This window comes from Ancylomarina euxina, assembly GCF_003863355.1.
Classification (GTDB): Bacteria; Bacteroidota; Bacteroidia; order Bacteroidales; family Marinifilaceae; genus Ancylomarina; species Ancylomarina euxinus.
In genome coordinates this window covers 448141-472956 of sequence record NZ_QQWG01000001.1, presented here as the reverse complement: position 1 = coordinate 472956, position 24816 = coordinate 448141, and the positions used below count along the sequence as shown (strand labels likewise).

Sequence of the window (24816 nt, the reverse complement as noted above, 5' to 3'; positions counted from 1 at the left end):
TTAATCACCAGACTTTTTTTGTTTTTATATAGAATGCAAACTTAAGCTATTCTCAAATGTTTCATGTTGGTTTTTTCTAATTTCCCAGCAGCATACTTAGCATCAATCATAACTGTTTTTTCATCTGAAGTTGGTAATTCGAACATAGCATCCATCATAATTGCTTCGCATATTGAACGCAAACCACGTGCCCCTAATTTGTATTCCAAAGCCTTATCAACGATATATTCCAAAGCACTCTCGTCGAAAGTCAATTCAATATCATCAATCTTAAACAGCTTATTGTATTGCTTAACAATTGAATTTTTAGGCTCAGTTAGAATATTTCGAAGTGCCTCGCGATCCAAAGGCTCTAAATAAGTTAGAACAGGTAGACGACCAATAATCTCAGGTATTAAACCAAATGATTTTAAATCCTGTGGAGCTATGTATTGCAATAAATTTTGCTGATCAACTTTCTCAGCAGTTTTACTCGCGTTAAAACCAACAACAGCCGTATTTAAACGCTGAGCAATTTTACGCTGAATACCATCAAAAGCACCTCCGCAAATAAAAAGAACATTCTTTGTATTAACAGGTATCATTTTTTGATCAGGATGCTTACGACCGCCTTGTGGTGGAACATTGATTATAGATCCTTCAAGCAATTTCAATAAACCTTGCTGAACACCTTCACCAGAAACATCACGAGTAATTGATGGGTTATCACTCTTACGTGCAATTTTATCAATCTCATCGATAAATACAATCCCTTTTTCAGCAGCCTCAACATCGTAATCTGAAGCTTGTAAAAGACGTGTTAGAATCGATTCGATATCTTCACCAACATAACCTGCTTCAGTCAAAACTGTCGCATCAACAATCGTGAATGGTACGTGAAGCATTTTAGCAATCGTTCTTGCCAAAAGCGTTTTACCTGTTCCTGTTTCTCCAACTAGAATGATATTCGATTTTTCAATTTCGATCTCCTCATCATCCTCTTCCTGAAGTAGCCTTTTGTAATGATTATAAACGGCAACCGAAAGATATTTTTTAGCATCATTCTGACCAATAACATACTGATCAAGGAAAGCTTTAATTTCAGTTGGTTTCAACAACTGAAGGTCGGTCAAGTTAAGATCAGAATTAATTTTTGCCTCTTCCTTAATGATCTCGTGTGCTTGATCGATACAACTATCGCAAATGTGACCACTGATTCCCGCAATTAAAAGATTGGTATCTTTTTTATCTCGCCCACAAAATGAACATTTATCCATAAGTAAAATATAGTCTTTTAGCTTGTCGATGTCAGATATTAAACATCATTAAACCAAGTTGTTTACAATTAAATAGATCTTCGTATTTTCAAAATACGATTCCTTCTTATATTAGAAATGCAAAGTTAAGCATTTTAAGCTAAACTCTGCATTTCCTAGATTTTTATGATTTTTCAAGCCTTATTTCTTAGGCTCTCTTAACAAAACTTCGTCAATCATACCATACTCTTTTGCTTCATGAGCAGTCATCCAATAATCACGATCAGAATTTTTCTCAACCTTATCAAAAGGCATTCCTGAATGATCTGAAATAATGGTATAAAGTTCCTTCTTCAATTTCATAATCTCACGGGCAGTAATTTCAATATCAGAAGCCTGACCTTGAGCACCACCCATAGGCTGATGAATCATCACACGAGAGTGTTTCAAAGCTGAACGCTTTCCTTTTTCTCCTGCTGTTAACAAGACAGCACCCATTGAAGCTGCCATACCTGTACAAATAGTTGCGATATCGCAATTGATATACTGCATGGTATCGTAAATACCTAAGCCTGCATGTACCGAACCACCTGGTGTATTAAAATAGATCTGAATATCCTTATTGGGTTCAGTTGACTCTAAAAATAATAACTGAGCCATGATAATATTAGCAACATAATCATCGATAGGCACACCAAGAAAGATGATTCTATCCATCATCAAACGTGAAAACACGTCCATAGAAGCAACATTTAACTGACGTTCCTCAATAATAGTAGGAGAAATATATGAATTACTGATAGAGGTATATTTATCTAATGAAAGACTGCTAATTCCTCTATGCTGAGTCGCAAACTTTTTAAATTCGTCTTGTGGTATCATAGGATGAAAATATTTAATTTGAGTTTTGATTGGATAAACCTCCCAAAACAAAAGACTATTATTTAATGTACAATTACAACATTTAAGTTTAGCTAAATTAGCTAAAAAAAATGCTTTTATATACATCACTTATACAAAATGCTGAATAAAAAACAACCACGCTCATTAGAGCGTGGTTGCAAATGTATTTATTCTATAAATGCTTATTCAAACATTTTGTTGAATTCTTCAGTCGAAACTTCTTTATCTTCAACCTTAATAGTATTCTTAAGGTACTCAATAACTTTGTCATCTAATTTACGATCCCAGATTTTTCTAGCCTCGTCTTTATTCTCTAACATTTGCTTAGCATAGTTCATCAAGTACTCTTCTGGCACTTCCATCATACCATACTGCTGGAATTGCATTAAAGCTTGTTTCTTAGCAAATTCAACAACCTCTTCTTCACTTACTTTAAGATCGTTTTCTTTTACTAACTTATCTTTAATTAACTGCCATCTGATATCATCCGAATAGTTTTCGAAATCGCTTTCTACTTGCTCTGCAGTCATCTCTTTGTTAGTCGCAATAATCCAACGCTTCAAGAAAGCAATAGGAAGTTCGATTTTTGCTTTCTTAACCAATTTCTCTTTAGAGTCAATTAAGAATTTATAATCGCTATCGTTAACCAACTGAGCCTCGATATCTGCTTTAATTTGATTTCTGAATTCTTCTTCAGAAGCAACTTTTCCTTCACCAAATACTTTATCGAATAACTCCTGATTCATTTCAGCAGGAACAAACTTAGAAATATTTGTAATTGTATATTGGAAATCAGATTCAAGAGTTTCAGCCATTTCTGGAGCAACACCTAGCATAGAAGCTAAATCAGATCTATTAGGGAATGCCTTTGCAGGATTAAAAGTAATAATCTGGTTTACGTTAGCACCTACGAATTTCGCTTTAGACTCTTCGTCTTTCATATATTCCAATGAAATAGCAACATCTTCACTTACGATACCCTCTTCAACAAGATTTCCTTCAGCATCAAGTTGAGCAAAGTTTCCTTTAAGGATTTCTTTGTCTTCAACAACTTCGGCATCTTCGTTAGAACCAAAACGACGAGCGTGCATATCTACACCATTCTGAATCATTTTCTCATCAACTGCAATTTTAAAGAAGTTGATTTTATCTCTTTTGCTTAGGCTAAGAGTATACTCAGGAGCCAAAGCAATATCGAATGCAAATTCAAACTCAGTATCTTTCTCCCAATTGATATCCTTTTGCTCAGTCTCACTAGGAAGAGGCTCACCTAAAATATCCAACTTGTTTTCTTCGATAAACTTATATAGTTCTCGACCAAGAATTTTATTTACTTCATCAGCTAAAACCGGAGTACCATACATTTTTTTAATCAAACCCATTGGCACTTTACCTGGACGGAAACCATCGATACTTGCTTTTCTACGGTGTTCCTTAAGCACAGAGTCAACTTGACTCGCATAATCTTCCTTTACTAACTGTAATTTAATTACAGCATTCAAATCATCAGTGTTGGTTCTTGTGATATTCATTTTTCAGCTATTAGAATGATAAACCCTTTAAAATTGCAAAAAACCGCCTCAAGCATGATGTTTTCACATCTTCAGAAGGGCGGTTTAAGGTTATTTCTCTGTGTGCGGATGAAGGGACTCGAACCCCCACGCCTTACGGCACTAGATCCTAAGTCTAGCGCGGCTACCAATTACGCCACATCCGCGGGTTAATTGCGGTGCAAATATATGTGTCTTTTTTTATTTGTGCAATAGTATTTTTGAAAAAAAACAAAGTTTCTTAATATTTTTTATTTTCTGGCTTTTTAAGCCTGACGGATCAAAATTAATCAACTTTAAAAACTTCTCCTATCTTAATCTATTTCAAACGAATAAGACATAAGCATCGTCTTTTTCAAAAAAAAACAGTCATTTCTATTTTTGACGTCTTAACTCAAAATTCTTTCCTAAGTATACTCGACGCACATCTTCATCATTAGCTAACTCTTCTGCAGTTCCAGATTTAAGGATATTGCCTTCGAATAATAAATAAGCTCTTTCAGTAATCGAAAGAGTTTCCTGAACATTGTGGTCAGTAATTAAGATACCAATATTCTTGTCCTTTAGTTTACGAACAATATCCTGAATATCTTCTACCGCAATTGGATCAACACCAGCAAATGGTTCATCTAAAAGAATAAATTTAGGCTTAATCGATAAAGCTCTAGCAATCTCAGTTCTTCTACGCTCACCACCTGAAAGCTGAATTCCCAAACTCTTGCGAATCTTCTGAAGGCTAAACTCATTTAGCATTTCTTCCAATCGCTGCTCTTGATATTCTTTTGTGAAATCAGACATCTGCAATACAGCTTTAATATTGTCTTCAACACTCAACTTACGAAATACCGAGGCTTCCTGAGCCAAATAACCAACACCCATTTGAGCTCTTTTATAGACAGGCTCATTTGTAATTTCTCTATCGTCAAGATAAATCCGCCCACCATTGGGCTGAATCAATCCAACAATCATATAGAATGATGTTGTTTTACCAGCACCGTTAGGTCCTAGCAATCCAACGATCTCACCTTGCTTCACTTCTACCGATACACCTTTAACAACTGTACGGCTTTTATATTTCTTTACTAAATTTTCAGCTCTTAAAATCATAAAAAATCTTTAGGTTTTGTCCCCGAGTTGTGCAAATATATGAAACTGTAGGGAATAGTCTTAGGCTGATATGTTAATATATCTTGTCAAAATAAATTTCACACTTAGAATGTCATCTGAAACATGGCACGAATACCAAATTCTTCGAAATCCTGATTGGGATTTGGCTCCAAATGATTTAATCTCCACATGGCATCAACACGGAAAAATTTGAAAATATTTTCAATGCCTACGCTGGCTTCAAAATACGGATCTTTTACATCTGACAAACCTGCAGGGAAAATCATTTTAGCTTCGCTGTTTGTCAAAGCGCCATTATTCTTATCGGATAATGTTCCCCAAAGACCTTTAGCTGTAACAACAGAACGCCACTTCAATTTTTTAAACAAAGGAATTCGATTCAGAATAAAACCATGAAAATGATGTTCTAATGATAAGCTCACGTATTGATCACTGGCAAACTCAAAATAATTCATCATATTAAATGCATAAGGGTCGAAAGCATAGGTTTCATTTCCTTCGTGCAAAGATAATAAGGGGTATGGGACCTTACCAAACAATTTAGAAGCCGTTGCTAAATATCGCAACTTACCTAAAGGTTGTAATTCCAGTGTATGATCGACACTTAAATCAGCCTTAAAATATTCATGATTACTCCCTAGTAAATTCTTAACTCCCATTGTCAAGTAAAGATTCACAATAGGCACGGGCCCGCCAAAATGTACTCTTTCAAATTCACCCATCACCACCTTCTCATTCCTAGTCCATCGTGTTCTAAGTTCAATTTCGGAAGCTTTAATTCCAGCTATTGGCAAGTCTCCATTAGGAGAAACAAAAGGTACAATTGGAGTTGGAGAAATATCCCGATAACGGAATTTCAGGGTATTCATAAAACCTTGAAACCATTCCTTTTCGTAATGCGCCTCAAACTGATTAAGCATAGTTAGCTTATTGTTTGGGTTTCTCTTAAGTAATGAGGCTAATATATTACCCTCTGTGAAAGCATTCGGACTCTTTCCAAGCTGATGAATATCATGCTTCCACTGCATACCAAAAGTCTCTCGTGGTAATTTATTAATCATGTATAAGAATCCCAAGCCATACTTTAATCGGTTGTCTTTATCTCCATAAGCGAGATGTGCATTATACATGACCTTAGTACTGAAATCATTGGATGTTCTTCCGCCAAACATGAAGCGATTCCCTTCAATTTCATTAAATGAATAGAGCTTGTAATATGGTCCGTACTCAAAATTCCCCTTCGTATAATAGCCTGTCACAAAAGTTTGAATAATGTCTATAATATTTCTGTATAATGGCACATTTTGAATGGAATCAACCATGGCATAAATCCCTGATTCTCGCTTCGAAAGTTTAAAAGGTCGAGCATTATCCCAATAGGTGGCCTCTTTACCAAGTGCATCATCATTAACAATGACATTATTCTCAAGTTTGACAATCTCTTTACGAATCGGCACATTCAACTTCACATCACGATATGAAATCGTTTTTCTCCCAAAAAATCCCATCTGAGAAGTTGAATCCCTATCCGTCAACATAAAATCAACAAATAAATTCTGTTTTTTCAGGAACCATGTAGAATCATTTAGCTTCTGGTATTCATTGGTACTCACCAAGTCTTTAACCCAATTCAGGTTTACATCTTTGGTAATACGCATTTTCATTATATCAATAGCAAAAGTTGTATCAGCCACCCAAAAATCACCAACAAAACAAGGATCTAATTTTCTTTTAGGCTTAAACGACATATGGTAAGACCAATTACCATCACGGTAAGCACTGTCGGTCAAATAATACTTGTAATAACTCAATCCTCCATCTGCAATAGGACTCACAAAGCCTTTATTAAATAGGTCAATAAAGTTATCGTAGATATTAATATTCTGATGCAACTGACCTGTAAACTGAGCCAAACTTGCATTATCCTCTATACCCGACATTTGAGATGCCTTAATAACTTCTCGCTCAAGCTTAGGACTTTTTCTATAATAATAGTCAGATAGGGATTCGGTAATAAAAACAGGTAAATAGGACTTACCTGTCACAACAGAAGTATCAACATAATCGAAGACAAACTGAAACTGGCGCATGATTTTTTTATTCTTAAAATCTTCACCAATATTATTTAAATCCATTTCCATTTTCGTGTAAGTCTCATATTGATATGACTCTAGACGTGATGGATTGTTCTTCTTTTTGCGTGCAATAATCTTCCTCAATAGAATATGAGCCGGATTCTCTCCAGGCAATATTCTAATTTCCTGCAGGGAAACTGCTTCGGAATGTAGCTCAATATCCAGAGTCTGAAAAGTTCCTTTAAGAACCTTAAAAGCCCTCCCTTTATAACCAACAAAAGAGATATGCAAGGAATCTGTGGGAGTACGAGTTTCAAGGAAATAATTCCCATCAAAATCTGTAGTCGTACCAATAGTTGTCCCCTTAAAAGCGATATTAACAAATGGTAATGGCTCTTGAGTATCGGCATCTATAACTTTGCCTCTAAGCTTTGTAACCTGAGCAAATACAGGCTGACTTATTCCTACCCCCATCAGAATAAACAATAACAATACTAATCCTTTAGATAACTTCCGCATGTATACATTAATAGATGAACATGAATGATGATTCTTGTAATTTAAGAAAAATCCCTAACATTATTAGGGATTCAAAATTAACAATAAATCCTTCCTGACAGAAGAACTAATCTAAATAGTTTTTATTGCTTAGACAATTTATTCAAATTCTTTAGCCTGCTGTTTTTGAATACGTTTAGAAATACCAATCCCTACTTCATATAAAACCAATAATGGCAAACAAACCAAAATTTGAGAGAAAATATCTGGTGGCGTTATAATAGCTGACAAAATCAATATTAAAACGATAGAATGCTTTCGATATTTCCTTAGAAATTCAGGACTTACCAAACCAATTTTACTCAAAAAGAAGATTAAAATAGGTAATTCAAAAATAATCCCACTCGCTAAAACGATTGAGGTAATAGTTGAAATATACGACGTTAAATTAATCTGATTCATCACCTGAGACGACACATTATAGGATCCTAAAAAGTGAACGGATAAAGGTGTGATCACATAGTAACCAAAAGAAACTCCAAGAGCAAATAAGAAACTGGTATAAAAAATCGATCCTCTGGCATGTTTCTTCTCGGTAGAATATAAAGCCGGTCTTACAAAACGCCAGAATTCAAAAAACAAATAAGGGAAACCTGCGATTAAACCTATCACCAGAGAGACGCTTATATGCGTTGCAAACTGACCTGCCATATTGATATTAATCACCTGAAAAGGCTTAGTATTGATCTTTAAGGATTCAATGCCAGTATAATCTGCAAAAAGAGCAAACATTCTATTTGTGAAGAAATCAACATTCTTAGGAGCTAATATAATTTGATCAAAAATGAAATCATAAAATACGAAGGCTGTTATAGCAAATACCAATACGGCCAATACGGCACGAATTAGGTGCCAACGCAACACTTCTAAGTGTTCCAGGAAACTCATTCCATCTTCTTCTTTCTCTGACATATAAAACCAATTACGATAAACAACTACTCAATTTGTGATTAAATGATACCAATCTACACAATACCTTCTTTTAAAATATCATGAAGATGAACTAAGCCAATATACTTGTTATCCTGACAAACAACCAATTGGGTGATGCTATTTTTCTCCATCAAATGAAAAGCATTAATTGCCAATTCATCCTTACCAATTGTTTTAGGAGATACCGACATAATATCCTTCGCTTTAAGAGGTTTTAGATCCTCATACCGCTGCATCATTCTACGCAAATCACCATCTGTAATTATTCCTAACAGCATATTTTCTTCGTCAATAACTGCAGCTGCTCCCATTCTCTTCGAAGAGATTTCAAGAATAACCGAACGAATATCGTCATTTAATTTTACTCGAGGAGCAGTTTGTTTAACAATTAGATCATTCACACGTAAATATAACTTTTTGCCTAAAGCGCCACCCGGATGATATTTTGCAAAATCCTGAGAACTAAACTGACGACTTTCAAGCAATGACACTGCTAGAGCATCGCCAATCACCAATTGAGCAGTCGTTGAATTTGTTGGTGCCAGGTTATTAGGACAAGCCTCTTTATCCACCACAGCTTTAAGTACATAATCTGATTGCTTTGCCAGAAAAGAATCCAAACCAGCAACCATGCCAACTAAAACATTTTTCATGTTTTTGATCAAAGGAGCCAAAACCTTGATCTCTGGCGTATTTCCACTCTTGGATATACAAATAATAATATCATCAGGTCTAATCATCCCTAAATCACCATGGATGGCATCAGCCGCATGCATAAACATTGAAGGTGTTCCCGTAGAGTTTAAAGTTGCAACAATTTTGTTAGCAATATTCGCACTCTTCCCAATTCCAGTTACTACAACGCGCCCCTTACTCTTTAAAATAAGTTCAACAACTTTTGCGAAGTCATCATCAATATAATCAACAAGTTGACTTATAGTTCTCGCTTCCTCTTGAATTGTATTTATTGCTATTTTTTTTATTTTATCCAGTGAATTCAAAACTTATCAGTATTAAATTATTAATGTTCTATTTACCCCCAAATAAAGGCTTAAAAAAGAAAAAAAGTTAAAAGCTGTTAAAAGACTTTAAGTTTTTGTTTTCTTCAAATGTTTATCTAAATTTAAATACAAAAGTATTCATTTATTGAATAAAAAAGACTGAACTGAGGTAAAAATCACACCTTTAAAAGCTAAATCTGCAAAACATTTTTATTAGCTTCGCAGGTTCTCAGCGATATGAAAATAAGCAACAGATAATATTAGAATTATTTTTTTTCACAATTCAACACGAAGCATTTTTCAGTGTAAAAAAAGATATTGTTAATATTTAATGACAACAAATTACAGAAGATGAAAACGGAGTTTGAGCTAGTTAGTCATTTAAAAAAGAATTTTGGTTTTGACACTTTCAAAGGAAGTCAAGAAGAAGTTATAAATAATGTTCTTAATGGTAATGATAGTTTTGTACTAATGCCTACTGGTGGAGGTAAATCACTGTGTTATCAATTACCTGCTATGATGCTGGAAGGAACAGCAATAATTATATCCCCATTAATCGCCTTGATGAAAAATCAAGTTGATGCCATGAGAAATTTTGGCGAAGATGATGGGGTTGCACATTTTATGAATTCGTCCCTTTCAAAATCAGCGACATTAAAAGTTAAGGAAGATGTTATCGAAGGCAGAACAAAACTATTGTACGTTGCTCCGGAATCATTGACCAAAGAAAGCAATATTGAATTTCTAAAAAATATCAAAATTTCTTTCTACGCTGTAGATGAAGCACATTGTATTTCGGAATGGGGACACGATTTTAGACCTGAATACCGTAAAATAAGACCTATTGTTGAAGAAATTGGGAAAGCTCCAATTATTGCCTTAACAGCAACAGCGACGCCTAAAGTTCAACATGATATACAAAAAAACCTTGGCATGCTAACTGCTAAAGTTTACAAATCATCCTTTAACCGTTCGAACCTTTACTATGAGGTGAAACCTAAAGTTGAAGCCACAAAAGAGATTATCAAGTTCATTCGTAAAAATGAAGGTAAATCAGGCATCATCTATTGTTTAAGCCGAAAAAAAGTCGAGGAACTAGCAGAAACACTTCAAGTTAATGGAATTAATGCTGTTCCTTATCATGCTGGTATGGATTCAGCGACTCGATCGGGCAACCAAGATAAATTCCTAATGGAAGATATCGATGTTGTTGTTGCAACCATCGCCTTTGGTATGGGAATCGACAAACCCGATGTGCGCTTTGTAATACACTACGACATTCCCAAAAGCTTAGAAGGCTATTATCAGGAAACAGGTCGTGCCGGTAGAGATGGAGGAGAAGGCCATTGCCTAACTTTCTACAGCTATAAAGACATCCAGAAGCTTGAAAAGTTTATGCAAGGTAAACCGATCGCTGAGCAAGAAATTGGCAAACAGCTTCTTTTAGAAACCGTCTCTTACGCTGAATCAGCAGTTTGCCGACGTATTGTCCTACTTCATTACTTTGGCGAAACTCATACTGAAGAGAATTGTGGCAGTTGCGACAACTGCCTACACCCTAAAAAAGAGTTCCAAGGTGAGGAATATGTAGTTAAGGCTCTCAATGTTGTCAAAACAGTCAAAGAGAGGTTTAAAATCGATCATCTGGTAAATATCTTAACCGGAGAATCAAACTCTTCGACAAAATCATACAAACACGACGAACTTGATATCTTTGGTTGTGGTAAAGACAAAGATCAGCATTTTTGGAATATGGTTTTCCGTCGTGCTCTAATCCATTTGTTTATTGAAAAAGACATTGAGCAGTATGGGGTTATAAAAATTAAGAAGGAAGGACACAAATTCTTAAAAAATCCTACTCCTTTTATGCTTACGGATGATCATGCATTTAATGAATCAGACACAGACACTCCAAAATCAACAGGTACAGCTGCAGTAGACACTACTCTTTTAAAGATGCTTAAAGATCTTAGAAAGAAAATATCGAAAATCAAAGACACTCCACCATACGTTATCTTCCAAGATCCTTCACTTGAAGACATGGCTATTCAATATCCTATTAATATTGAAGAAATGTCGCATATACAAGGTGTTGGAGCTGGTAAAGCAAAGCGTTTTGGCAAAGAATTTGCTGAATTAATTGCCAAGCACGTTGAAGAGAATGATATTGAACGTCCTCAAGATATGGTTGTGAAATCTATCGCAGACAAATCAAAATTTAAGGTTTACATCATCCAAAGCGTTGATAGAAAAATGGATCTTGAAGACATTGCTGATGCAAAAGGCATGGAATTTTCTGATTTATTAAAAGAAATGGATGCCATTGTCTATTCGGGCACAAAACTCAACATCGATTATTATATCGACGAAACAATTGATGAAGACAGACAAGAAGAAGTAATGGAATACTTCAATGAAGCTGAAACCGACGATATAGAAGAAGCTCTTGAAGAATTGGGAGAAGAAGATTACTCAGAAGAAGACATACGTCTACTACGAATAAAGTTCCATACAGAACATGGACTATAAAAATAACCAAAGCCGTCTCGAAAGAGATGGCTTTTTTTTTAACAAAACCTTAGCTGATTACAACAAAGAATAGTCGATTAATTAATAATTGGAGAACGCTTAAAAACTTTACTATCATCAAAAAGTTTACGATAAGTGATGTGAGTTTTATAAATCGATGCACCAATATGATCCATCATATGCATCATTCGAGGATTAAAATCACCTATCCAATTCATCTCAAGTGTTTCAAAAGGAAATTCCGGATCAAAGCCCTCTTTTGAAAACTGATAAATCATAGCTGCATCAATCCCTTTAGACTGAAAAGCAGGCACAACTCCGAATATCAAACCGATTGCATTCTTATTCTTCTTAATATACTTGTAATGCAAGAATTTCAACCTACCTAACAAACCCAATTTTCCATCTCCCCCAACTAAAACCTCATTCATATCTGGAGTCATGATAAAAAATCCTATCGGTTCACCCTTATAATAAGCAAACCAAAGCAACCTTTCATGCAATATAGAACTTAGCGAACTGAAGGTCTCATTTGCATGCTCCGGTGTCATAAAATCAATCCCTGGAATAGTCGAAACCCAAGCTGCATTATAAATATGAACAAAGTCCCGAATAAACTTATCCTTATTTTTTTTATTAAAATGAACAACAGAATAATCGGAATTACGCTCAATTCGTTTCGCTTTCCATTCAATTATCTCACTTAAACTATCGGTAGAAAAAAGGGTCTTATAAGTATATTGCTTGAAGTAAGTTTTAAAACCATATAATTCAAAAAGGTTTTGATAGTAGGGTAACGAATATGGCATATTGTACAATGGTCTATGAAAGCCATCAACTAACAAGCCCCACCATTGATGACGCTCCCCAAAATTTATAGGTCCATCCATAGCTTCAATACCCTGATTCTTCAGCCAATCAACACAGTGATCGAAAAGAATATAAGCTGCATCTTTATCATCAATACATTCAAAAAAGCCCATCCCTCCTGTAGGCTGATCGCTTAAATTTCGTGTTTTATTATCAATAAAAGCAGCAACGCGACCTACGGTAATTCCATTTGAGTTTTTCAAAATCCAACGACAACAGCTGCCACGTTGAAACATCTTATTTTTCTCAGGATCAAAAACATCCTCAATATCTCTATCCAGAGGTCGAACCCAATTCGGTTCGTTTTTATATAGACGTACAGGTAATTCCAAAAAATTTCGCTTCGATAGCTGATCAACTACCTCTTCTATTTGAAACTGCACGCACATATGAATTTATTTATGAATTTTGATTTAAGCTTTTACTACGATTAACAAAAGGTAAAGCAATTACTGAAAGTGCTCCAACAATAATAATCATAGCCGTTTGAGAACCGTGAACAACTAAAGCAAAACTTCTAGATAGTTTCTCAATATCAGGCGTATTAGGTAAGTAAATTAACAGTGTACCGATAACCATGAAATGCCAAGCTCCAATACCACCCTGAACAGGAGCAACCATACCAAAACTCCCCATCACAAAAACTGTAAGCCCTGCTAATGCAGGCAAATTCGAGGTGAATCCAAAACTAAAGAAACAAATATAAGTCATTAAATAATACATCACCCATATAAAGACAGTATGTAATATAAAGGGGAGTTTATTATCCAGCTTACGAATAGCTTTAAACCCATCCATAAAGTTGCCAAGAGTGAACAATATCTTCTTATAAAATGTGGTGTGCTTAAACTTCTTTCTGAAGATAAATACAAGCAATGCTAAAGCAAGCATAACATACATTGTAATTGAAGAGGCAAAAACAGCAGATAACTTAGAACTCACCTGTGGGTTACGTGTCATGAAATTAGACAATACTTCAAATTGGGTAAACATGGTCAGAAGTAAGAGCAGCAAAAGCATAACAATATCGAGAGCTCTTTCCAAAACCACAGTTCCTATTAGCTTTGAAAACGAAACATCTTCATATTTACTAATGACACCACAACGAGATATCTCTCCCATTCGGGGTAAGGCTAAATTAGCAAAATAGCCAACCATTACAGCCAGGAAAGTATTGGTAAACCGTGGTTTTCTACCCAATGATTCAATCAACATATTCCATCGAATAGTTCGACTAACATGACTCAAAAGTCCAAAGAGAAGAGAAACCAGAATCCATAAATAATTGACCTCATTTTTCAACACCTCAAAGATCTCAGATGTATCTTGACCTCTATAAATTATCCAAAATAAAAAGGCGCTTATAGAAAAGAAAATTAGGAATTTTATGCTTTGACTTAATGTTTTCTTCAATGTGTTCGGTTTTTGTACATGGTTATTTTCCCATAACTCAAGCTTGCTTCATCAGTTTTCGAGCAATAAATTTCCTAATCTGAACAAATTATCAATCAGATTGAATTTTACAACAGGAATCTTGCTGAAACAAACAAATCTAGATTTTCTTGTCAATGAATTTTAAAATTTCAACAAGTAAACCCTGTTCTTATGGTATTTAGTTCTAAATTTGCCGTAATTTACGACAGGTGAATCGCAAAAATAACGAAATGTTTGTAAAATACTTTGGTTTTTTAGCCTAAGAATAAATCTCCTGTTAAAAAAGTATTGAAGACCGGAATATGGGGAACGTTAGAGCAAAGAAAAATTTAGGGCAACATTTCTTGAAAGATTTAAATATTGCCAAGAAAATTGTTGATAGCTTACAGGCTAACCAAATAAATAAAGTATTGGAGATAGGCCCAGGAATGGGTGTTCTAACTCAATATCTTTTACCAAATAAGAGTTTTGAAACTCATGTTGTAGAAATTGATACCGAATCGGTAGCCTATCTAAAAGAGAAATATCCTGAACTAGATGGTCGAATAATAGGAGAAGATTTTCTTCGCTACGATTTATCAAAATTATTCGATGAGCCTTTTGTCATCATTGGAAATTTCCCTTATAATATTTCTTCTCAGATTTTCTTTAGGGTCCTTGATTATCGTGATCAAATTCCCGAAGTTGTTTGTATGATTCAAAAAGAAGTAGCGGAACGCATGAGTGCAAAGCCCAACTGCAAAGCTTATGGTATTTTAAGTGTATTGATGCAGGCCTTCTACAATATTGATTATCTTTTCACGGTTGGACCAGAAGTATTCAATCCACCACCAAAGGTTAACTCCGGCGTCATTCGCATGAGTCGCAACACCACTACGCATTTAGAATGTAATGAACCTTTATTTATCCGAGTTGTTAAAACGGGCTTTAATCAACGACGAAAAACACTCCGAAATTCACTTAAAAGCTTACTCGGCGACCTTAAACTTGACGACGAAGTCATGGGACAAAGACCTGAGCAACTTTCGGTTCAGGAATTTGTAGAGTTAACTAATAAAATTGACGCACTTCTAGCAAAATAGATTTATGACTCTAGCTTCGAAGATGTTTATCAAAGTTTAAGTTTCTATTACTTTATCAACTATTTAATTATATTAGATGCTGAAGTAAATAGTTCTCTGATCTAAATTTTAAATAGAAGCCTATTTTCATATAATCGATACAGACTTTTGCATCACATTTAGAATGCAGAATACTCTTCAATATGTCAATAATAAGATCAATGGCCTAAGGAAATTCGTCACACATTAAAAAAATAAGATGTTATGCAATTTGAATTAACTCGCGAATACATCGATGATCTAAAAAAATTAATAGATCAGAAAAATGAGACTGAAGCAAAAGCTAAAGTCGAACATCTGCACGCAGCAGATATTGCAGATATTTTAGACGAATTAAATACAGAAGAAGCCAAATATATATTTCTACTTCTTGATGCCGATACGGGTGCCGATGTTCTTTCAGAAATTGAAGAGGATGATCGTAAACGTTTCATCAAAGTTCTTCCTATTGAGGTTATTGCTAAAAAATTCATCGATCACATGGATTCGGATGATGCCGCCGACCTTATCGGTGGTCTCTCTGATGAAAAACAAGAAGAACTTCTTTCTCATATAGAAGATGTTGAAACTGCTGGTGACATTGTAGACCTTCTACATTACGACGAAGACACCGCCGGTGGTTTGATGGGAAAGGAATTGGTTATCGTCAATGAGAATTGGACGGTTCTTACCTGCCTACGTGAACTTAGCCGTCAAGCTGAAGATATTGACGAAATTTATTACGTATATGTTGTTAATGATGACGGAAAACTAATAGGAACACTATCTCTTAAAAAGATGATTCTGAGTCCTACATCTGCCAAAATCGGTAACATCTATGAACCTGATGTCATGTCAGTCCATACCGACGAATCTGACGAGGAAGTTGCTCTTATCATGGAGAAATATGACTTGGTAGCCCTCCCTGTAGTCGACAGTATTGGGCGCCTAATGGGACGAATCACTATTGATGATGTGGTAGATGTTATTCGTGATGAAGCTGAGAAAGATTATCAGATGGCATCGGGTATTTACGAAGATATTGAATCGAATGACTCCATTTGGTTACAAACCAGAGCGCGTCTACCTTGGCTACTGATAGGATTAGTTGGGGGGATTTTTGCAGCAATGGTTATTGCGACACATGAAACCGGATTATCAGCAACTCCTGCTCTAGCTTTCTTTATTCCATTAATCACTGCGATGGCAGGTAATGTTGGTGTTCAGTCATCAGCAATCATTGTACAAGGTATCGCAAGTAATTCTTTAGGTATTGAAAGTACATTCAGTCGTTTAATGCGCGAATTGGGAGGAGCACTTATCAACGGCTTAACCTGTTCTTCTTTATTATTCTTATCCAATTATTTCTACAGTGATTCATTCGCATTAACCATATCTGTATCTGTAGCACTATTTGCCGTTATGATTTTTGCTGCTATAGCAGGCACCATTATTCCTTTGATGCTCCATAGAGCAAAGGTGGATCCCGCTTTGGCAACTGGTCCATTTATTACAACATTAAATGATATTGTTGGCTTATTCATCTATCTTTCGATTGGAGCCTATTTCTACAGCATGATTTAGATATCAAACAAATCATCCTAACTCATCAAAATTGACTTTAAACTGTTAGGATGATTTACTTTCAATTCGAACCTCAACTCGTCTTTTTCATATTCAAATTTGAAACAAATAAAACTAAAATCATAAGTAAATTACTACTTATGCTCACCATTTAGTAAAGCAAAACACAAACCCATACCTCAAAGCGATTCCCCTAAAAACAAGAGGAAATATTTTTCTCAAAATTTTGACTAAAAAAGCTCAACTTATAAGTCTTAAATTTTAGGCTTTTTCTTAACTTTGCGTGAAACTAATCGCAATTACGTAAAGCGCTATCCTTTAGTAAATTACATAACTGCTCCAGTTTGAATTTTTTTTTGCTGAAAAGTTAATTTTCGACTCATATAAATTACCCCAAAAAAAGAATCATGAAAAGAGCTCTAATCAGTGTTTTTGATAAGACAAATATTGTTGAATTTGCAAGAGAACTAGACCAACTAGGATGGGAAATAATTTCCACTGGAGGTACTTCAGCTAAATTTAAAGCCGAGGGAATTCCTGTAATGGATATTTCAGATCTGACACAATTCCCAGAATGTTTTGATGGCCGAGTAAAAACACTTCATCCTAATGTTGAGGGGGGAATCTTAGCTATTCGCGATAACGAAATGCATCAGAAGCAGATGAAAGAATTAGGCATAGAGGCAATAGATATTGTCGTTTGTAACCTATACCCTTTCAAACAAACTGTTTTAAATCCTGAAGCTGGGCACGAAGAGATTATCGAAAATATCGATATAGGTGGTCCAACCATGCTTAGAGCTGCAGCAAAAAACTACAAATTCGTTTCAGTTATTACAGATCCGAAGGATTATGATCTTGTTATTGCAGAACTTAAAGAAAATGGTTCAACAAGTTTCGAAACCAAAGAGCTACTTGCAGCTAAAGTGTTTCAACACACTGCACATTACGATGCTTTAATTTCGAACTATTTTAATGCAAAGCTGGATATCCAATCTCCAGATACGATCACTTTAACTTACGAGAAGAAGCAAGATCTTAGATATGGTGAAAATCCTCATCAAAAAGCCAGTTTCTATGCTCAGATTAAAGAGACTGAAGGAACACTTACTGCGGCCAATAAAATTCATGGTAAGGAACTTTCGTATAATAATATTGGTGATACCGATGGGGCTTTAGAAACCTTAAAGGAATATTCAGAACCAACGATTGTTGCAGCAAAACATGCTAATCCTTGTGGAATAGGTAGTGCACCAACAATTGCTGAAGCTTTCAAGAAAGCTTACGAGGCAGATCCAGTTTCTATCTTTGGAGGTATTGTGGCTTCAAACCGTGAAATTGATGCAGCTACAGCTGAAATCATGAACTCAATTTTCCTTGAAGTTATTGTTGCTCCATCCTATAGTGCTGAAGCGCTAGAAATATTAACTAAGAAAAAGAATTTAAGATTGTTGGAACTTCCAGAAATCTTAAAAACCGGATATTCAACCTTTAAAGCACGTACTGTTTTAGGAGGATTATTAATTCAGGAACAAGATCAGAAATTATTTAACGATCAGTTGAAAGTTGTAAGTGAGCGTCAGCCATCTGAAAGTGAAATGGAGGATCTAATTTTCGCATGGAAAGCAGTTAAACACGCCAAATCGAATGGTATTGCTATTGCCAAAGACAAAACGACAACGGGCGTAGGTCCAGGACAAGTTAGTCGTATTTGGGCTTTAGAAAATGCAATCCGTCAGGGTGGTGAAAACATCAAAGGAAGTGCAATGGCATCGGATGCTTTTTTCCCATTCGGCGATTGTGTTGAAGCTGCGAACGAAGCTGGAATTACTGCAATTATCCAACCTGGTGGCTCAATTCGTGATCAAGAATCAATCGATTTAGCTAATAAGTTTGGTATTGCTATGGTATTTACAGGCATGCGTCACTTTAAACATTAAAATTATAATCAGATTCTTTGTTTCGAGCTGTGTATTAATCCTAATAAACTTGCTACCTTAGGATGCTTCTAAACTTAGAGGACAAAGTTCTGAAAATATAAAAAAGATAAAACCGAGATACACACGACTATATGGGATTTTTTTCATTCATGACACAGGAAATTGCCATCGACCTGGGAACGGCAAACACAATCATCATTTGTGATGATAAGATTGTGGTTGACGAACCTTCGATTGTGGCACTTGACCGACGCACCGAGAAAATGGTGGCTATTGGCGAGAAGGCACGCCAAATGCAAGGTAAAACTCACGACAATCTTCGAACAATCCGTCCCTTGCGCGACGGTGTAATTGCAGATTTTAATGCTGCCGAACAAATGATTCGTGGGATGATCAAAATGATCAATAAAAAGCCACGTCTATTTCCTCCATCATTAAGAATGGTTATTTGTATCCCATCGGGTAGTACCGAGGTTGAAATGCGTGCTGTTCGTGATTCCTCTGAGCATGCTGGAGGTAGAGATGTCTACATGATTTATGAACCAATGGCAGCAGCTATCGGTATCGGAATTGATGTTGAAGCTCCTGAAGGAAACATGGTCGTAGATATAGGAGGTGGAACAACTGAAATTGCAGTAATTTCTCTTGGAGGTATTGTTACCAATAAATCAATTCGAATTGCTGGTGACGATTTAACTGCGGATATTCAGGAATACATGCGTCACCAACACAATATCAAAATTGGTGAGCGTACTGCTGAAGACATCAAAATTCATGTTGGATCTGCTCTGTCTGAACTAGAAGAACCACCAGCTGATTTCCGTGTTCAAGGGCCAAATCAAATGACAGCTCTTCCAATTGAAATACCAGTTTCATATCAGGAAATTGCACATTGTCTTGAAAAATCAATCTCTAAAATCGAGATTGCAATCTTAAGTGCATTGGAGCAAACACCTCCTGAATTGTATGCTGATATTGTGAACCGTGGAATTTATCTTGCTGGAGGTGGCGCACTACTTCGTGGTCTTGATAAACGTTTAATGAATAAATTAAACATTCCATTCCATATTGCTGAAGATCCATTGAGAGCTGTAGCAAGAGGGACAGGTGTCGCACTTAAAAATGTCAAAAACTTCTCATTCTTAATGAGATAATCAGATAGCAAATGGTATAATTCGATATCATTTGCGGGTTATAGCTTATTGGTTAGTTCATAAATCAACTAACCAATAAGCATAAAAACATAAATGCTTACCTCTTTATAATTGAATGAAGAATCTACTCCAAGTCATTGTCAGATTTCATTTCACAATTCTATTTTTAATAATAGAGTTGGTTTGTTTTTTACTCATCGTAAACAATAATAACTATCACAAAACGGTTTTCCTAAACTCTAACAATGCCATAAGTGGAGGCATTTACAATAAAGTAAATTCTTTTAGTGATTACGTTAGACTGACTAAAATTAACGATAAGTTAAGTAACGAAAACACCTTACTCCATAATTTACTTTCAGAAAACTACAAGCTTTCTGCAGATTCCTTTTTCTTTTATCAGGACACCCTCTTCAAGCAGCAGTATGTTTATCGCTCGGCAAAAGTGATTAACAACTCAATAAATAAACAACGAAATTACATTACCCTCAATAAAGGGAGAAATCAAGGAATACAAACAGAAATGGGAGTTGTAACCAATAATGGCGTTATTGGTATCGTAAAATCAGTTTCAGACAACTACTCAACGGTTCTTTCCCTGCTGAATAGCAGACTGAAAATATCAGCTAAGATTAAGAAGAACAATCACCATGGCTCATTCTATTGGGACGGTAAAGATTACCGTAAAGCCCGATTAATTGAAATCCCATCTCATGTTGACATCAAAATTGGTGACACAATAACGACAAGTAGTTTTTCTTCTGTTTTCCCAGAAGGCATACTTCTTGGAACCGCTGACGAAGTATTACCGTCTTCTGGTGGTAACTTCCGCGAAATTATTGTCTTACTAAGTAACGATTTTAATCAAATATCATATGTTGATGTGATAGGAGATTTATTGAAAGACGAACGATTAGAATTAGAAAACGAAGTTGAAAAATGAATTTTATAGTTAAAAATATTATCCGATTTATAATACTAATCTTACTTCAGGTTACTATTTTTAATAACATTCAGCTAAGTGGTTTCATCAACCCTTACCTATATGTTTTATTCATTTTATTACTTCCTTTTAACACACCACCTTGGCTATTATTAGTTTTTTCATTCTTTATGGGACTCAGTATAGATGTTTTCTCAAATACTATTGGCATTCACGCTTCGGCTTGTGTTTTCATGGGCTTTCTAAGACCATATATATTAAATTACATTTCTGTTCGAGATAATTATGAATGTAATATTGAACAAGGTCTATATGTATACGGATTTTCGTGGTTTTTTAAATACGCTCTTATTCTAATTCTTGCTCATCATAGCTTCCTGTTTATTGTTGAGGTTTTTTCTTTTAACAACTTTGGCGATACATTAATCAGAATCATATTAAGTAGTATTTTTACTTTAATACTTGTCATCACAAGTCAATTTATCATTTCAAAAAAATAAAATTGCCTGAACAGATATGAATAACTATTCAAACCGAAGATTTACTATTGGAGGCATCTTTGCCTTTGTTATTCTCATATTCCTAATCAGACTCTTCAACCTTCAAATTGTTAACGATGAATATAAGCTATCGGCCGAGAGTAATTCTCAACGCAGAGTAACTCAATATGCCGCACGAGGTTTAATCTACGACAGAAACGGTGACCTTTTAGTTTACAATCAAGCAGCCTACGATTTAATGATTATACCTCGTCAGGTTAAAACATTCGATACTCTAGACTTCTGCAACCTTATTGGTATTAATAAAGAAGATGTTATTCATCGAATTAAAAAAGCAAAAAAACACTCCAGATACCGTTCCTCTATTTTTATCAAACAACTATCATCAGAGTGCTATGCTGTTCTTCAGGAAAAACTATATAAATTTCCTGGTTTTTTTGTTCAAACCCGTACACTTAGAAAATACCCTCATCACAATGCAGCACATACTTTAGGTTATTTGGGTGAAGTAAATGACAGACACATTGAAAAAGATAAATATTACACTCAAGGTGATTATATTGGCAAAAGTGGACTTGAAAGCACATACGAAGAAGTACTGCGAGGCGTAAAAGGACTGAAAGTCTATTGGGTAGATGTTTACAACCGAATCAAAGGATCATTCCACAATGGAGATCTAGATAAAAATGCGATTGAGGGCCAAGATATAACAACTACTTTGGATATTAAACTGCAAGAGTATGCTGAAGAACTCATGCAAAACAAAAAAGGAAGTATTGTTGCTATTGACCCCAAAACAGGTGAAATCTTAGTTAAACTATCAAGCCCCAGTTACGATCCAGAGATGTTTGTGGGTAGAGCTATGTCGAAAAACTACCGTGAACTTGCCAATAATGATTCACTAAGACCCTTATTTGATCGATCTATGATAGCCACCTACCCTCCTGGCTCAATTTTTAAACTTATAAATGCCCTTATTGGCCTTCAGGAAGGAATTATAACACCCAACACACGAATCAAATGCCATGATGGCTATCACGCTGGCCGTTTTACTATGGGGTGTCACCATCATAAATCTCCTCTCGATTTAAAAGAATCAATACAACACTCCTGCAATGCCTACTATGCTCAGACATTCCGAGAGATTCTGGATGCACCTCGCTTTGGATCAACCAGTAATGGATACACAAACTGGAAAAAGCATGTTAATTCTTTCGGTTTTGGGACTAAGCTAGGCACAGATTTACCCAGTGAATTAACAGGATTTATTCCCCAAGCGACTTATCACGCTAAAAGAAACAAAACTAAAAATTGGAAGTCTCTTAATATTGTTTCAATGGCCATTGGTCAAGGCGAACTTTCAATTACACCTTTACAAATGGCAAATATGGTTTCTTGTATTGCCAACCGAGGCTATTATTACACACCTCATATCGTGAAATCAATAGGATCTGATGGGAAAATTGATTCAAAATTTCTAATAAAGAACCAAACAACAATTGAGCCCAAGTATTTCGAACCTGTTATAGAGGGAATGGACTTAGTGGTTCATGGCGGTGAAGGTAGTACAGGTCGATCGTCAGCTATAAAAGACATACGTGTTTGTGGTAAAACAGGAACAGTTCAAAATCCGGGTATTGATCATTCAGTATACGTGGCCTTTGCACCCAAAGACGATCCTAAGATTGCACTTGTTGTTTACGTAGAAAATGGCGTATGGGGTTCAAGATATGCAGCACCAATTTCTGGTTTGATAATCGAAAAATATCTGAAAGGTGAGATTTCTGAAAACAAGAAGTATTTAGAGAAAAGAATGCTTGAAGCAGATTTGATCAACACCAAAGAAGACAAGCAAGACGAATAAAAAAAAAGAAGAGTCGTTATGAATAGAAGAGTAAGCCTAATTAAAAACCTAGATTGGATAACCATTTTGCTTTATGCTATATTGGTATTTTTGGGCTGGATAAATATATATGCTGCTGTCTACAACGAAGATCATCAAAGCATTCTTGATGCCACTCAACGCTACGGGAAACAGCTAATCTGGATTGGCGCTGCAATTTTCATCGCCATTATCATACTTACGATTGAAAGTAAGTTCTATTCTGCATTTGCCTACCCCACACTTATAGTCATGATTCTACTACTCTTAGCCGTTTTAGTATTTGGAGTTAAAGTAAATGGGGCACGGTCATGGTTTCAACTTGGCTCTATTCGTTTTCAGCCCGCTGAATTCGCCAAGTTTGCAACTAATCTAGCAATAGCAAGATATCTCAGCCAGTACAATTTTAAGATTCATAAAATTAAATCCCTGTTTATTACAGGACTTATACTCTTTACTCCAGCAGTTCTCATATTAATGCAAAATGATACAGGTTCTGCCCTAGTCTATTCTGTCTTCATTCTCGTTCTTTATAGAGAAGGCCTATCAGGATTTGTTTTATTACTAGCCTTATTAGCTGCCATTTTCTTTGTCTTTACGCTTATATATTCAAGTTTCACCGTAGCTATACTGATCGTTATTATAGCAGCTATAAGTTTAAAAATGATTGGTATTCAGATAAAACAAATTGCAATAGCATTTGCCTTACTTGCTGGTAGTTTTGGAACTTTGTGGCTAATTAATAAAGGCACAGGCTTACAACTTGGAAATTTCTCTTTGCTTGTAATTTCGATTCTTCTAAATGGGATTCCTTTTCTTGTGTATATTTATCGCAATAAAATTAAAAATGCAGCACTTGTTCTTTTATTAGTCATCGGAAGTTTACTTTATACCTTTTCGGTTAGTTATATTTTTGAACAAGTATTGGAGCCTCACCAACAGCAAAGAATTAATGAATTACTAGGCATTCAATCCGATCCATATGGAGCAGGATACAACGTTAATCAATCGAAAATTGCTATTGGTTCTGGTGGATTCAATGGTAAAGGCTTTTTAAATGGGACTCAAACAAAATTCAACTTTGTTCCTGAACAAAGTACCGATTTTATTTTCTGTACCGTAGGTGAAGAATGGGGATTCTTAGGATCTGCTCTTGTCCTTATATTGCACTTAAGCCTCATCTTACGTCTTATTTTCTTATCAGAAAGACAACGTTCGAGCTTTAGTCGAATATATGGCTATGGTGTTGCGGCCATCCTATTTTTCCATATTGCAGTAAATGTAGGTATGACAATTGGATTGGCACCTGTTATTGGGATACCTCTGCCATTTTTTAGCTATGGAGGCTCATCTCTATGGTCTTTTACTATTCTACTCTTTATCTTCCTTAGATTGGATGCTAATAGACTAGAACTACTAAGATAGACAACGTATACTTGTTCACTTATCTTAAAGTGATGAGAATAGATACAAGACTTACGGCTTTATTCTTTACGC

General features: G+C 35.5%; 18 protein-coding genes and 1 tRNA gene. 9 read left to right on the top strand and 10 right to left on the bottom strand.

The window, feature by feature from the left end; translation table 11 throughout:
* Positions 1–41: 41 nt before the first annotated feature.
* The 8 genes from clpX to DWB61_RS01970 all read right to left on the bottom strand — a co-directional run bounded on the left by clpX (position 42) and on the right by DWB61_RS01970 (position 9383).
* On the bottom strand, positions 42–1256 hold the full coding sequence (gene clpX / locus DWB61_RS02005; RefSeq protein ID WP_125029217.1) for an ATP-dependent Clp protease ATP-binding subunit ClpX: 1215 nt from the start codon (positions 1254–1256) through the stop codon (positions 42–44).
* Positions 1257–1436: 180 nt separating this feature from the next.
* The gene (clpP, locus tag DWB61_RS02000; RefSeq protein ID WP_125029216.1) at positions 1437–2117 is read right to left on the bottom strand and encodes an ATP-dependent Clp endopeptidase proteolytic subunit ClpP; all 681 of its coding nucleotides are present in this window, start codon (positions 2115–2117) and stop codon (positions 1437–1439) included.
* Between the two features lie 203 nt (positions 2118–2320).
* On the bottom strand, positions 2321–3670 hold the full coding sequence (gene tig, locus DWB61_RS01995; protein ID WP_125029215.1) for a trigger factor: 1350 nt from the start codon (positions 3668–3670) through the stop codon (positions 2321–2323).
* 103 nt (positions 3671–3773) lie between these two features.
* A tRNA-Leu gene (locus DWB61_RS01990) sits at positions 3774–3855 on the bottom strand.
* Positions 3856–4063: 208 nt separating this feature from the next.
* Positions 4064–4795: an LPS export ABC transporter ATP-binding protein gene (gene lptB, locus DWB61_RS01985; RefSeq protein ID WP_125029214.1), complete on the bottom strand. Its 732-nt coding sequence runs from the start codon at positions 4793–4795 to the stop codon at positions 4064–4066.
* A 104-nt stretch (positions 4796–4899) separates the two neighbouring features.
* On the bottom strand, positions 4900–7410 hold the full coding sequence (locus DWB61_RS01980; RefSeq protein ID WP_125029213.1) for a DUF5686 and carboxypeptidase-like regulatory domain-containing protein: 2511 nt from the start codon (positions 7408–7410) through the stop codon (positions 4900–4902).
* 138 nt (positions 7411–7548) lie between these two features.
* A complete protein-coding gene (gene tatC / locus DWB61_RS01975) occupies positions 7549–8361 on the bottom strand; it encodes a twin-arginine translocase subunit TatC (protein WP_125029212.1) in 813 nt (270 codons plus the stop codon).
* Between the two features lie 53 nt (positions 8362–8414).
* Positions 8415–9383, bottom strand: a complete 969-nt coding sequence (locus DWB61_RS01970) for a KpsF/GutQ family sugar-phosphate isomerase (RefSeq protein ID WP_125029211.1) — start codon at positions 9381–9383, stop codon at positions 8415–8417.
* Positions 9384–9734: 351 nt separating this feature from the next.
* Here DWB61_RS01970 and recQ point away from each other — a divergent pair, with 351 nt between their 5' ends.
* Positions 9735–11912 (top strand): DNA helicase RecQ, encoded by a 2178-nt coding sequence (gene recQ, locus DWB61_RS01965; RefSeq protein WP_125029210.1) that lies wholly within the window; start codon positions 9735–9737, stop codon positions 11910–11912.
* Positions 11913–11989: 77 nt separating this feature from the next.
* Here the strand turns inward: recQ and DWB61_RS01960 are convergent, their stop codons facing one another.
* Together DWB61_RS01960 and DWB61_RS01955 are read right to left on the bottom strand one after the other, a co-directional pair.
* Positions 11990–13165, bottom strand: a complete 1176-nt coding sequence (locus DWB61_RS01960; RefSeq protein WP_197091119.1) for a hypothetical protein — start codon at positions 13163–13165, stop codon at positions 11990–11992.
* Between the two features lie 16 nt (positions 13166–13181).
* Complete coding sequence (locus DWB61_RS01955) at positions 13182–14195, bottom strand: lysylphosphatidylglycerol synthase transmembrane domain-containing protein (RefSeq protein ID WP_125029208.1); 1014 nt, start codon at positions 14193–14195, stop codon at positions 13182–13184.
* 323 nt (positions 14196–14518) lie between these two features.
* Here DWB61_RS01955 and rsmA point away from each other — a divergent pair, with 323 nt between their 5' ends.
* The 8 genes from rsmA to rodA all read left to right on the top strand — a co-directional run bounded on the left by rsmA (position 14519) and on the right by rodA (position 24744).
* Positions 14519–15298, top strand: coding sequence for a 16S rRNA (adenine(1518)-N(6)/adenine(1519)-N(6))-dimethyltransferase RsmA (rsmA, locus tag DWB61_RS01950; protein WP_125029207.1), 780 nt, complete (start codon positions 14519–14521; stop codon positions 15296–15298).
* 243 nt (positions 15299–15541) lie between these two features.
* Entirely contained in the window at positions 15542–16900 is a 1359-nt protein-coding gene (gene mgtE, locus DWB61_RS01945; protein WP_125029206.1) for a magnesium transporter, read from the top strand.
* A 407-nt stretch (positions 16901–17307) separates the two neighbouring features.
* Entirely contained in the window at positions 17308–18840 is a 1533-nt protein-coding gene (gene purH / locus DWB61_RS01940; RefSeq protein ID WP_156190142.1) for a bifunctional phosphoribosylaminoimidazolecarboxamide formyltransferase/IMP cyclohydrolase, read from the top strand.
* Positions 18841–18971: 131 nt separating this feature from the next.
* Positions 18972–19994, top strand: coding sequence for a rod shape-determining protein (locus tag DWB61_RS01935; RefSeq protein ID WP_125029204.1), 1023 nt, complete (start codon positions 18972–18974; stop codon positions 19992–19994).
* 115 nt (positions 19995–20109) lie between these two features.
* The gene (gene mreC, locus DWB61_RS01930) at positions 20110–20937 is read left to right on the top strand and encodes a rod shape-determining protein MreC (RefSeq protein ID WP_125029203.1); all 828 of its coding nucleotides are present in this window, start codon (positions 20110–20112) and stop codon (positions 20935–20937) included.
* Positions 20934–21437 carry a rod shape-determining protein MreD gene (mreD, locus tag DWB61_RS01925; RefSeq protein ID WP_125029202.1) on the top strand — a complete coding sequence of 168 codons (504 nt, stop codon included), beginning with the start codon at positions 20934–20936 and terminating at the stop codon, positions 21435–21437. Before mreC ends, mreD begins: the two co-directional genes overlap by 4 nt.
* Before the next feature lie 16 nt (positions 21438–21453).
* Complete coding sequence (mrdA, locus tag DWB61_RS01920) at positions 21454–23301, top strand: penicillin-binding protein 2 (RefSeq protein WP_125029201.1); 1848 nt, start codon at positions 21454–21456, stop codon at positions 23299–23301.
* A gap of 18 nt (positions 23302–23319) precedes the next feature.
* Positions 23320–24744: a rod shape-determining protein RodA gene (rodA, locus tag DWB61_RS01915; RefSeq protein WP_125029200.1), complete on the top strand. Its 1425-nt coding sequence runs from the start codon at positions 23320–23322 to the stop codon at positions 24742–24744.
* The last annotated feature ends 72 nt before the right edge of the window (positions 24745–24816 follow it).